12 protein-coding genes are annotated in these 12,643 nt (G+C 42.0%); 7 read left to right on the top strand and 5 right to left on the bottom strand.

Going from position 1 to position 12,643, the window contains the following annotated elements; all coding sequences use genetic code 11:
- Nucleotides 1–75: 75 nt before the first annotated feature.
- On the bottom strand, nt 76–342 hold the full coding sequence (locus tag AC1MEO_RS09785; RefSeq protein ID WP_480329901.1) for a hypothetical protein: 267 nt from the start codon (nt 340–342) through the stop codon (nt 76–78).
- 22 nt (nt 343–364) lie between these two features.
- Entirely contained in the window at nt 365–526 is a 162-nt protein-coding gene (locus tag AC1MEO_RS09780; protein ID WP_480329899.1) for a hypothetical protein, read from the bottom strand.
- Between the two features lie 185 nt (nt 527–711).
- Between AC1MEO_RS09780 and AC1MEO_RS09775 the strand changes: the two genes are divergently transcribed.
- The 3 genes from AC1MEO_RS09775 to AC1MEO_RS09765 all read left to right on the top strand — a co-directional run bounded on the left by AC1MEO_RS09775 (nt 712) and on the right by AC1MEO_RS09765 (nt 3,536).
- Nucleotides 712–1,119 (top strand): hypothetical protein, encoded by a 408-nt coding sequence (locus AC1MEO_RS09775; RefSeq protein ID WP_480329897.1) that lies wholly within the window; start codon nt 712–714, stop codon nt 1,117–1,119.
- 115 nt (nt 1,120–1,234) lie between these two features.
- The gene (locus tag AC1MEO_RS09770; protein WP_480329895.1) at nt 1,235–2,740 is read left to right on the top strand and encodes a flotillin family protein; all 1,506 of its coding nucleotides are present in this window, start codon (nt 1,235–1,237) and stop codon (nt 2,738–2,740) included.
- A gap of 214 nt (nt 2,741–2,954) precedes the next feature.
- Complete coding sequence (locus AC1MEO_RS09765; protein WP_480329893.1) at nt 2,955–3,536, top strand: hypothetical protein; 582 nt, start codon at nt 2,955–2,957, stop codon at nt 3,534–3,536.
- 89 nt (nt 3,537–3,625) lie between these two features.
- Here the strand turns inward: AC1MEO_RS09765 and AC1MEO_RS09760 are convergent, their stop codons facing one another.
- Together AC1MEO_RS09760 and AC1MEO_RS09755 are read right to left on the bottom strand one after the other, a co-directional pair.
- Entirely contained in the window at nt 3,626–3,991 is a 366-nt protein-coding gene (locus tag AC1MEO_RS09760; protein ID WP_480329891.1) for a PH domain-containing protein, read from the bottom strand.
- A gap of 912 nt (nt 3,992–4,903) precedes the next feature.
- A complete protein-coding gene (locus tag AC1MEO_RS09755; protein ID WP_480329890.1) occupies nt 4,904–5,137 on the bottom strand; it encodes a hypothetical protein in 234 nt (77 codons plus the stop codon).
- 693 nt (nt 5,138–5,830) lie between these two features.
- Between AC1MEO_RS09755 and AC1MEO_RS09750 the strand changes: the two genes are divergently transcribed.
- The 3 genes from AC1MEO_RS09750 to AC1MEO_RS09740 all read left to right on the top strand — a co-directional run bounded on the left by AC1MEO_RS09750 (nt 5,831) and on the right by AC1MEO_RS09740 (nt 10,772).
- Entirely contained in the window at nt 5,831–8,620 is a 2,790-nt protein-coding gene (locus tag AC1MEO_RS09750) for a sensor domain-containing phosphodiesterase (RefSeq protein ID WP_480335986.1), read from the top strand.
- 461 nt (nt 8,621–9,081) lie between these two features.
- Nucleotides 9,082–9,861, top strand: a complete 780-nt coding sequence (locus tag AC1MEO_RS09745; protein ID WP_480335984.1) for an Ltp family lipoprotein — start codon at nt 9,082–9,084, stop codon at nt 9,859–9,861.
- Nucleotides 9,862–10,055: 194 nt separating this feature from the next.
- Nucleotides 10,056–10,772 carry a hypothetical protein gene (locus AC1MEO_RS09740; protein WP_480335982.1) on the top strand — a complete coding sequence of 239 codons (717 nt, stop codon included), beginning with the start codon at nt 10,056–10,058 and terminating at the stop codon, nt 10,770–10,772.
- A gap of 263 nt (nt 10,773–11,035) precedes the next feature.
- Here the strand turns inward: AC1MEO_RS09740 and AC1MEO_RS09735 are convergent, their stop codons facing one another.
- Nucleotides 11,036–11,359 (bottom strand): helix-turn-helix domain-containing protein, encoded by a 324-nt coding sequence (locus AC1MEO_RS09735; RefSeq protein WP_480335980.1) that lies wholly within the window; start codon nt 11,357–11,359, stop codon nt 11,036–11,038.
- A 264-nt stretch (nt 11,360–11,623) separates the two neighbouring features.
- Here AC1MEO_RS09735 and AC1MEO_RS09730 point away from each other — a divergent pair, with 264 nt between their 5' ends.
- A complete protein-coding gene (locus tag AC1MEO_RS09730; protein WP_480335978.1) occupies nt 11,624–12,595 on the top strand; it encodes an Abi family protein in 972 nt (323 codons plus the stop codon).
- Nucleotides 12,596–12,643 lie beyond the last annotated feature (48 nt).

The following is a 12,643-nucleotide window of genomic DNA, read 5'->3' as shown; positions in this document are numbered from 1 at the left end:
GATATCCCTCCTTTAAAATTAAAATAGAATATATTGCCAAATGGAATAGGAGAGGAGGCTCACTCCCCAAAACACCTACCCATGAAGCGCCTGCTGCGCGCGATGTGCATCTTTTTTCGCCACATAAAAATTATATTGCGCCGTGTTCGCCATCGCCTCGCGCATTTGCGGAGCACCGGTATGCCCCTCGGTGCCGTGTACATTGGCATTCACTTTCAACACCGCGTCATAGGCGATGCCGTTCTCGCTGAACTTGCCGACCGCTTTGTAATATTGGTCGTCGCCAAAAGCGGTAAACGCCAAATGCTTCTTTTCATAAAACAGCCAACGGATCAGCCCCAAACCGTCCAACTCCTTTTTAAAGTCACGGCCTACGCCGCAACTCTTCCGTAATCGCCTTCAAATGTGCATTGCGTTCTTTCGCGAGCTTCAAGGCAGTGACAACGGCATAAACCGCAAAGCCGAGCACTACTAGATAAAAAAGAATCGACAATAGTGGAATAAAGAAGAAAAAATCATTCATCATATCCGCACCTCCTGTACCTATAATACGGCACAAACTGAGAAATGATTCAAAAAGATTCAACAGCCGGCAAATCGATAGCACCCCTCAAAAGCTAAACACACTAAACTCTTCATTCACCTTGGAACTTATTGCCTCACGAAACGTATGGATAGGAAAGAACTGCTTGCCAATAAAGGAGGGCTTTCATGGACACCTTCACCTGGTTTTTCGTCGTCTTGGGAATCATTACAATCATTGTCATGGCCAGTCCTTATTTCAACTGGTGGGGGAAAAGCCTGGTCGTCGTCTATTACGGGATCATGTCGTTTGTGTTTATCGGTATGACCCGCCGCATCAATGAAAAATATAGCGGCATCATTCCGGTTCCGGATGCCTACTGGGATGAAAATTCGCAATGGGCTTTGGCCGCATCGCACCTGATGCTCCTGCCGTTCATCGGCATTCTGGTTTATATCTACGGCAACTGGCTTCTGAACGCCCGCACCATAACCGCAAGAATCCTGATCCCCTTGAGCGTGCTGCCGGCAGCGCTGCTGGTGTTTTTCTTTTATTTCATTTTCATTTTCAATTTCGGTTACGGTTACCGGCCGTAAAAGAGATGCCATTTTTTATTTATCTAAATAAAAATTCCCTTTATTTGAAACATTTCGATAAAACGTCCGTATTATTACTATAAGCCATCATCTAAACAAAAGGAGTGGAAGCAGAATGGAGTCATTAGGCATCATTACAGTCATTATTGCGTTGCTGATCATCGCGGCAATCGCAGGGGTCGCGTATTTTTTCTGGATGAAGATCCGTTACCGCACTGCCAAATCCAACGAGGCGCTGATCATCACCGGACCGAAACTCGGGGACCCGGCAAAAGATACGAATATTTTCACGGACGACGAAGGGCGTTCGATGAAAATCATCCGGGGCGGCGGGTATTTGCTGAGACGCTTTCAGACTTCGACGCCTGTCAGCCTGACATCGTTCCAGCTGAAATTGGCGACACCGCGGGTCTACACGAACGCCGGCGTGCCGATTGTCGCAGACGCTGTAGCGATGGTGAAAGTGGCCGATACGCTGAACGGCATCGCCAATTACGCCGAGCAGTTTCTTGGCAAGGAACAGGAAGAAATCGAAACGGAAATCATCGAAGTGCTGGGCAGTAACCTGCGCGCCATCCTGTCCAAGATGACGGTTGAAGACATCAACAGCGACCGGGAGAAATTCAACACGGACGTCCAGGAAGTGGCCCAGAAACAGCTCGATTTGATGGGCTTCAAAATCACTTCACTCGGCTTGACCGATCTGCGCGACGCCGATGAAGACAATGGCTACCTGGAAAACCTCGGGCGGCCGCGGATTGCGGAAGTCCGCAAACTGGCTGAAATCGCAGAAGCGAACACCGAGCGCGAAACACGCATTCACCGGGCGCAGACTGACCAGGAAGCGAAAGAGGAAGAATACCTGCGCCAGATCTCGACAGCAGAATCGAAAAAACAAAAAGACTTGAAAGACGCAGCCTTCAAAGAAGAAACAGAGCGGGCGCGTGCCAAGTCCGAACAATCCTACGAACTGGAAAAAGCCAAGCTGGCGATGGAAATCCAGGAAGAAGAACTAAGCATGCAATTTGCAGCGCGGGAACGCGCCGTTAAACTGGAAGAAGAGGAAAGCAAAGTGCGTAAGACCAAAGCCGATGCGACCTATTACGAAACGACGCGCTCAGCTGAAGCAGACGCCCGCCGTGCAGTCATAGACGGGGAAGCGAAAGCCAAGATCAAACGGGACGAAGGGGCTGCAGAAGCCGAAGTCATCCGCGAACGAGGAAAGGCGGAAGCCGAATCCCGCAAACTGCTGGCAGAAGCGATGGAAGAACATGGCGACGTCATCATCACCGAAAAACTGATTGAGATGCTGCCGATCTTCGCTGAAAAAGTCGCGATGCCGCTCAGCAATATCGAGTCCGTGAAAATCATTGATTCCGGCAACGGCCAGGGCATTCCGTCCTTCGGCAAAAGCGTCACCAAAACGATGGTCGACATGCAGGAGCCGCTCAAGGAAATGACCGGCATCGATATCGGCGAATTGCTGAAATCCTATGTTGGCCGCAACAATCGGCCCGCCGAGCAGGCAGCAGTCGCGACATTGCCAGCCGTTCAAAGGGAGCCCGATTCTTCAGATGAAGAAGAGTTCACTGATGCAACTGAAACCGAAGAAAACCGCTAAAGCGGAATAAAACCCGTAACCTCCTTGCTGTAATAAGCGAGTGGTGGCGGGTTTTTCTTTTATCAATCGAATATCCCGCTAAAGCCGATCTGCTTTACTGAACTACAAAAATACAACGATATTAAATGAGTTACCAAGCAGGAAAACGAACCACAATTATCGAAAGTACTGCTAACTAATTTATTCGGAATAAAAGAAAGGAGAGGCGGAACCGATGAAGAAAGCAGGGAAGCTCGTGTACATGATTGCGGCTCTATTGCTGTTGGCTGGCTGTGGTGAAGAGGATGCGCCAATCATGGATGCTTCAAAAGCGCGGGGCGAACCGGAGGAGATGCCATTGGAAGAGGGGGGGAAAGAAGGGGGGGAAGATGAAGCGATTGCAGATAAAGCTGCTGCCGGTTCAGGCGAAGATGCCTTATCCGAGTATTCCAGCGAGCAGATTGAATACGCCAGAGTGTGGCTGCAGCTCGGGCCGAACCAGGAGATAGATGGCTTGTACGTCCAGCAGATACCGGAAGGCGCGCCGCTGAATCCGGACGATGACACAAGCGCCGCTTATCCGGAACCTGTTATCCAACTCGCCGGATCGCGTTTGGTGGATGGCTCCGTGACCTACAGCAGCAACGGCGACGGGACAATTAATGTACACAATGTGCCGTTGCGTTGGGACGGTGAGTATCCTGCAGGCGAGGAGTTCTATAACGATATTATTGAAAATACGGAAGTGGTGGAGATTGAGCCTGGGAGTGATGAGGAAGTTAGCAGATTGATTGAGTTGCTGGAGATTCAGGAGTAAGTGAATAGAGCTTAATATAGAAGTAAAAAAAGATTGGACAGCTTACTTTGTCCAATCTTTTTTAAAGTGAAGGGACTATTAACTGACCCTTATAAAATCGCTTCCGCAATCACCTTATCAAGTTTGCGGATATCCACTTTCTTAGCCAAATTCAATTTAAACTTGCCGATACTCGTCCATAGTTCCAGCTCCGTATTGAAATCAAACGTGCCGGCGTTTTCTGATGAGTACATGATGATCGATTTGAAAGGAATCGTGTAGACTTCGACTTTCTTGCCAGTCAATCCTTGTTTGTCAGAAATGATGATGCGCTTGTTCGTCACGACTGCTGTGTCGCGCACTGTCTTGTAAGCGATTTGCGCCACTTCTCCTGGAACCAGCAACTCATTGACCGACGCCGGCACATCGATTTCTTGCGTAAACGTCCACGCCAACATTGCACTTAACTCTGCCATGAAAAATTCCCCCCTTATTGTTTCTGCTTTCAGTATGGCATAACTTGGAATTTGCGGAAAGAAAATTAAAGCTTTTAGAAATAATTACCTCCAAGAAATCAGTCAGCAAAACAAAGAGAATTCAGCACTTATTGCCAATCAATTTCCAACAATCACAGAAGGGTATCAGTAAAAAGAGAGGCTTTTCCAAACACCTAACCGAAAGTGGAATTGTAAAAAAACCAACGCGTTAAGTATACGATTTTAGTAACAGGTTCCGTTTCCTATCGCAAAACTCTAAAATGTATAACAAAATGACTGACAAAATGTATATTAATTTGTCGGTCTTTTTTTGTTGATATATCAAGGTTTCCATTCGAACATCATCTATTTTTCGTAATGTAATTGACACCCCAATTTGTTAGCATACAATCCATAATGTAAGGCGACAAATCAACTGACAAGTTGCCCTACACAAATTTACCAATAAAAGGGTATGGAAGAGACAAAAAAGAACAAGAAAAAACACCTTAAGCGGAAGAACTCTGAATTACAGAGTTTCCGACTAAATGAGGTGTTTTTTTGCTACTTCTATTTCACCATAGTGGTTTTTGTTCATTAGAAAGTTTGATTGTATAGAGGAGAGTGATTGTCAAAATGAAAATCAGTAGAATCCCTAAAGACGTATAGACAACGATATTCAAATCAAACAAAGGATCCGATAATAAGAGGATTATTAAAGGAATCATATAGAAAAAATAAGGACCGTTCCTGGCTTTCGTATATACATATTGTCTTTTTTTACAATTCGAACCATAAACCGCTACTTTTGAAGCCTAGTTTAAAGGTGTACGCCCATCTCCATTTGCAATCACAGTTTTCACAGTTGGGCATTACATTCCTTCCTTTCTAACAAAAAATACTGACCTTTTATCATAATGATATTTCGTCTTTATCACTTAATTTGATGTAGAAAGGGAGAAATATGATTAGCAATAAACCCACAACTCCACTCAAATATCCAAGACTCATCAAAAATCCTCCATCTTTAAAAGATACATATTGTTTAGTTTTACAGCTTGGACATTCTTTCCCGTTTTTAGAAAACCCAAGTTTCCAAATATCTTTTGCTTTCCACTTATAATTACAATTAGTACAATGTGACATAAAAAATCCCCTTTCAAACTTCAGAACATTTCGCTATTTACATTATACCTTTCTTCCAAATAAAATCCAAAAATCCCTTAATTTAAAAAGACACCCCAAATCGTAATCCTAAATTTACAGGATTTTTCTCGAATTGGGATGCAAATTGTTATCCACTTTCACCGGCAATTTTAGGTTCGTTTTCAAGTTTTGCGATAGAAACCGGAACCCGTTACGATTTTAGTGACTTTAGTTTTCACCGGCATCTATCTTTCCGGCTTGGGAGTATATCCTCTGGCTCATTCCAGTCGCTTTTCCGGCAGTCCTTCTTATCAAAGTCATAAGTTCTCTATGGAAAAACAGCAGAAAGCAGCGCGACATACAGTGAAAACCCCACCACCAAGCTAACTGCTGGCTGGTGGTTTTTTTACTAGCGTGGTCTTTTTCCTGTTTCACCTACCCACCACACAATCCTTGTTAACATACTAAGTCGAATTACCAAAAATTCAGGAGAAAAATAGAATGGAATTTTATTTTGTGATTAATTAACAAAAATAACTATTTATACATGTATTTTATAAGGTAAAATGATACATAGAATAACGAAAATTTAGGAATCTATCTATACTTAATATTCTTTTTATGATAATTATAGAAAATTTCTTTCTCTTGTAATCTGCTGCATTGACAGGACGTAGAATGGAGGAACTATTAATGGAGCAGGAACAAACCCGGTATTCCCGGTTGGCGCATATAACCAAACTGATCAATACAAATTTCGAATTGCGCCCCTTGCTGGAACAGGTGGTCACGGCCATATCCGAAGAAGTGCTTCAATGTGATTCGGTCGGAATCTACTTGCCGCAGAAAGACGGGAAATTCCGGGGATATGTAGGGAAGCCAGCAGTTATCAATGGCATGACACTCGACATGCATGTGGTGGACACAGAATTTGATTTATTGGCGAAAGAAGTCATCGAAACCCAACAAACCATTTACATACCGGATACAGCGAAAGACAATCGTCCGGATCCGAGGGCAGTCGCAGGGTTCGGGATAAAGTCCCTGCTAGTGCTTCCTATTTCACACGAAAGAGAGTTATTTGGTCTCGTTTTCCTATTCGACTACGGTATTGCCATGGATCTGACGGCAGATGAAATACAGACGGTGGAAGCCTATGTAAACATGGCTGGAGTAGCGATTCGCAACGTCAGGAATTTGCAGCGCAAAGAAAATCTCTTGTCCGAAAAGCAGCTGCTTTTAGATCTGACGCGGGATTTATCGATGAGTTCTTCGATGTCCGGTGTTATGGAGAAATGCTTCCATTATATCGGAAGGGTGCTAAAAAACGATAACATTGGCGTGCATTTATTGGACCCCCTGGCCGGCGCAAAAATCAAACCAGCCAATTTAAGCGCAAAAAGTGAATGGCAAGAACAAGAATGGCTGGAAAAGCATCATGAACTGGGTTTTGATCCCTCAAACGATCCCGTATTCCATGCAGTGATGCGCACCAAAAAACCGGTTCACATTGCAGATGCCGCAAAAGATGCACGGGTCAACCAGAAAATCTGTAAATCATTCGGGATTGAAGGAATACTGATGCTTCCTTTTGTGTCGATGGGGGAAGTATTAGGAGCTTTGGTTCTTGTAAGTTTCAATAAAAATGAACAAGTCTTTCATGCATCGGATATAGAACTGGCTCAATCCATCGCAGACGCTACCGCCTCCACACTTGCCAACTTGCTGTATATGGAGAAACAGGAAGTTCTGATAGGAGAAAGGACTTCCCAAATTCTTATGAAAAACAATGAATTAGAACAAGTAGTCACCAAGCTCGAAAATATGGGACGAGAAAAAGAGCTGATTTTAAACTCGTTGGAAGAAGGCATTTTCGGTTTGGATTTGGAAGGGAAAATCACTTTTTGCAACCGTGCTGCAAACTTCCTGTTGGGTTACGGCAAAGGCGAACTAATAGGGCAGTCGTATAAAATACTTTTGGATAAAAACGAAGATTTGACGGAAATGCCCCCCTCTCCAAATGAGGACCTGAAGTTCCGCAAAAAAGAGGGCCTTGATTTTTCGGTTGAATATGTAGTTTCCTCGATAAAAAAGAATGGGGAAATTATCGGAGATGTGGTGACGTTCCGGGATATCACGAAGAGAAAGCAATTGGAGAGTGAAATCAGCCATCTCGCCTATTACGATCACTTAACAAATTTGCCGAACCGGATATGGCTGAACGATTTCTTGAACCAGGAAATCGAACATGCGAAGATTTCGAGGCAAAAAGTGGCAGTGCTGTACCTGGATTTGGATCGCTTTAAAATCGTGAATGATAGTTTGGGACATAGTTACGGAGATATCCTGTTGAAGGACGTCGCCAATCGCTTACGCTGCAATGTACCTAAAGAAGCATTTGTGTCGCGTCAGGGGGGCGATGAATTCACCATCATACTGCCAGGATTCACCAGCGATAAGGATGTTTTGAATCTTGTTGCGAGACTGGTGGATTCGTTTACTGACCCGTTTTCGCTGAAAAAGAATGAAGTCTATATGAAAACCAGCATCGGGATCAGCCTGTTCCCTAAAGACGGGGACACAGCTGAAGTGTTGATTAAAAATGCAGATGCAGCGATGTACAAATCAAAAGAAAAATCCGGCACGCATCACCACTTTTTCAAAAGTGAAATGAGCGACCGGAATCTGGAGAATATCTTCCTGGAGAATGCGTTGTATAAAGCTTTGGAAAATGAACAACTTAGTATCCATTACCAGCCACAGGTCGATTGCCGAACCAATGGCATTATTGGAGCGGAAGCATTGCTCAGGTGGAACCACCCCGCGAGAGGGATGATTTCTCCGAGTGACTTCATCCCGATGGCTGAAGAAACCGGATTGATCGTGTCGATCGGGAAATGGGTGCTTCTGAATGCCTGTAGACAATTAAAGATCTGGCATGCCCAAGGAAATCCGCATCTGACGGTTTCCGTGAATCTGTCCGGCAGGCAGTTTGAAGAAGATGACTTGGTCTCCATGATTGAAAGCATCCTGGCCGAAACAGGGATTCCTCCTGGATGCCTGCATATCGAACTGACTGAAAATCAGATTTTCAAGAATACCTACGTGACGTTGGAAAAAATGAGGGAACTCAAAATGCTCGGCATTAAAATCGCATTGGATGATTTCGGAACGGGCTATTCGTCACTGGGCTACTTAAAAAACTTTCCGATCGATTTCTTGAAGATAGACCGTTCGTTTATGTTCGATATTTTGACAGACAAAGACAATGCAGCGATTACAAGCACCATCATCACCCTGGCCCACAACCTGGGTCTGGCTGTCATTGCGGAAGGCGTCGAGACAAAGGAGCAGCTGGATTTTCTCATGGCCAGAAACTGCTTCAACATCCAAGGATACTATTACAGCAAACCGCTGAAAGCCGAGGCTTTGGAAAACTACATCAATCAGGCCAGCTTACTGACAGGAACCGATTCCTACTAATCCTGATCCAGCCGTTCTGTACCTTGCCCCGGGTTCAAAGCCTAAGACATCATGGGCTTTTGCCTGATCGTGTTGTTTGCCAGTGGCGTGGTAATTGGGATGGGCTTGAACGAAAAAGGTGATTCTGGCTTTGCCCGCTTTGGGGCAAGGCCATTTTTGTATTTTGGGAATAAAATAAGTCTATGTAGAGAGCACTAGCATTAATACAGACTTTCAAATCTGATGGAAATTAACTCCACTGGCGCTATATAAAACCACTGAATATTGTGGTATATTAGCATTTATATAGTTCAAATGAAATAGTTGCGCAGGATAAAAAGACCTATTAGAATGTGTGAACGGTTACTGAAATTCCGGTTTAATCTATTGATGGCTATAAAATTTTGGAGAGAATCAAAATAATAGCCGAGGTTAAAACTAGTCAATATCAAATCTTCACTATCTGAAAGGAGCGTGTACTCATGTGGAAAAACAAAAAGATACTATCGGCTGCTGGACTAATTGTTCTTTTAAGCGGTTGTGGGCAAGAGGCTGTTGAGACAGACGAACCTGTAGTTGAAGTGGCAGAAGCAGATGCTGCAGAGACCGAAAAAGCTGAAACAGAAGCAAAAGCAGAGGCTGCAGTAGAAGAGAAAGAAAAAGCTGAGGCAGAAGCAAAAGTTGAGAAAGAAGCACAAGCAAAGGCTGAAGCGGAAGCAGCAGAAAAAGCAGCAGCAGAAGCGAAAGCTCTAGCAGAAGCAGAGGCAAAAGCAGCAGAACAAGCGAAAGCCGAAGCCGAGGAAGCAGAACGCCAAGCAGCAGAAAATGCCGGATCAGCTTCACAGCAACAAGCGGTCGGAATGGCCCAAGATTATATCGCGTATACTGCGTTTTCGAAAAGCGGACTCGTCGAGCAATTGGAATTCGAAGGTTTTAATAACGCTGATGCATCTTACGCTGTAGAACAAATCGATGTAAATTGGAGCGAACAGGCAGTGAAATCGGCTGAAGATTATATCGCGTATACACCGTTTTCACAAAGTGGATTGGTCGAACAATTGGAATTTGAAGGTCATAGTAACTCCGATGCAACTAACGCGGTGGGAGAAATCACTGTGAACTGGAGCGAACAAGCCGTATTGGCAGCCGAAGATTATATCGAGTACACTTCCTTTTCAAGATCTGGATTGATTGAACAACTGGAGTTTGAAGGATACAGCAATGCGGATGCTACTTATGCCGTGGATTCGATAGGGCTTTAGTAAAAACGAGCAAAGGATTTACAGTAAGGAGTTGCTGTCTAACAGTTAAGCTGTTTATATCACACGATCAAAATCAAATAAAAATTTTAAGACCGCTACATAACACTGTTATTAGCGGTTTTTAAAATGCCGTTACTAAGTTTTTATTAGCTGCAAAAATACACGCCAGTGAAGCGATTATTCAGGAGGAATCAATGAATTCAAACACATCTTTTTTAGTGTCAATGTGGGCAACTATATTTAAATGGATTGAAAAAATTTCTCCTTTTCATTTTATTCGTTGGATTTTTCCAAGCTTGAGAAGGAGTTATTGGTTTGTAGATGTTTGGGTGTTATTTAACTTGGTGTTTAGCGTAGTATCGGTCTTCATGCTAGCTTATGGTGATATAAGTAAAATCTATAGCTATATGCTTGTTTTTTATGGATTGTTTCGTGTGCTGGAAATATTCGTTTATCAAGTAAACGTACTATTATTTCACCCGCTTCAAAATCAAGCCAGCTATTCGATACATAGTCACAGGCGAATGATAATTGCATTGGTACATAATTTCTTTGAAATTATATTTTGGTTTGCCGTGTCCTATTTAGCATTCAACATTAATTTTGGAAATGAATTCGCCAATCTGAATCCATTTTCAGTTATTTATTTTAGTATGTTGACGATGGTCAGTTATACCAGCACAATTGCGGCTGAAGGCTGGTCGCTAACCGCTATTTTGATTTTGCATTTTCAGGCGATTGTCGGAGTATTTATGACTTTAATATCTCTCTCCAGGTTTATTTCATTGTTTCCGAAGCCAAAAGAAATGGATGCATTTCAGGAAGAAGAAATTTTGTTGAAAAAAGTGGAGCTATTAGAGAAGCAAGTAAACAAATTGATTCGTTTAACGCAAAATCAAAGAAGAAGATAGAGTTGCTTCATAAGAAACCTTAAAGTGAAGAGACATGAATTTACAGTGCCAAAATAGATTTTTTACAATGGTGAATGATAACTAAATGCATTAACAAAGGAAAAACCAAAGCACACCGATTTCCAGCACTCTACTGGATAATCGGTGTGCTTTGTCAATTCGGATTAAACATAATAATGATCGGTATCGCAGACACTTTAATAGAAAGACGGCAATAATCGAGATGACTAAATACCTCATACGCACATATAGGGCAATACTCCTTAGACAGAAATAATTTCCTGCTCTTCCGCCATGTGCGGTTCGTTTCTCAGAATTTCCAACAGACGGCGCGCAGAACCACTTGGCTGATTTGTTCCACGCTCCCAGGATTCGATGGCTTTGATCGATACACCCATAAGTGCGGCAAAAGATTTTTGAGTCAAATTCATTTGGAGACGAAGCGACTTGATGTCTTCGGCAGTAAAGAAGGCTAGTTCTTTTATTTCGACTGTTTTGGTCCTAGCTTTTGAAGGTTCGCCTTTAGCGTGGTCAATAGCCTGACCCAAACTTGTTTGCAGATCATTAAAGAATTGATCTTCAGTCATTTTTCATTCATCCTTTCTTGGGTTTAGAAGCAATGAAGCACTGCGGAGGTTTAGAATGTCTACAGAAGAGCCAAGAGATTGCAGTGTATTCACAACTCCTATAACTATCCCCTATTTAATAAGGGATTTTAAAAGAGTTTAAAAATAAGTAAAGAGCCTTAGTTCAATGTTTGTACAGGTGCAATAAATAATGGTATTATATAAGTAGTGATCAAGCCCATGTTCCTTACGAGGACTGGGCTATTTTTTTTAGGAGTTGAAAGTATGAAGCCTTTTTCTTCCCATGCAACTCAAATTCAAATCTTAAAGGCACGTGGTTTAATTTTTAAAGATGAAAAGAGTGCTCAAAAAATCTTTTCTCGAAAGAATTATTACTCTGTGATTAATGGATATAAAAATCCTTTTCTGAAACGAAATGAGCAGAATTCTCCAGTAGTGCCAGAAGAATATCGAGAAGGAACAAGTTTTGAAGAAATACATAAATTATTTTTATTCGATCGAGAGCTCAGAATATTACTGCTGAATGAACTATTGAAGTTCGAGAATAATATTAAATCGAAAATCGCTTATCGATTTTCGGAAAAATTTCAAGAACCTAATGCGTATCTTTTAGAGCAGCACTATAGCCAAGATAAAAATTTAATGAAGAATCGAGATAAATTAATTGCTACTATGTCTTCACTTATTAAGAATAATACAATGCGTATAAAAGTAAATCATCCTGCCATAAAACACTATAATGATAAGTATCAAAATATTCCTTTATGGGTACTAGTTAACTTCTTGACAATCGGAAATATTTCTTATTTTTACCAATCAATTGATGAGTCGTTAAGAAACAAAATAGCAAAAGATTTTGCAGAAGAGTTTAGTGATGAACACTTTACGATTCGACTCACTACTGATAATTTAGATAACCTTATAAAGGTTGCTAACTTTCATCGGAATATATGTGCACATGAAGACATTCTATACAAATTTGAATTAAAAAAACCAATTTCTACAAAAGGCTTGGAAACCGTATTAAAAATTCCTAATCATCTCGTGAGTAGAGGGAATGTATTTTCTATGATTTCTCTTTTGAAAGTTGTTTTGCCTAAAGAAGAACACGAAAAATTAGTTGAAGAAATAGAGAATCTTATTTTGAATTTAGAGAAATCTATTCATATTAAGTCTTATAATTCTATACAAAATGATAGCGGGTTTAGAGAAGACTGGAAGAAGTACTTTTCTTAATCAGAACTCAAAACTATATATGAGAAAAAGTGGAGCCAAATGGTTCCG

The organism is Planococcus sp. BI3 (assembly GCF_056680115.1).
This window is presented reverse-complemented; position numbering and strand designations above follow the sequence as displayed.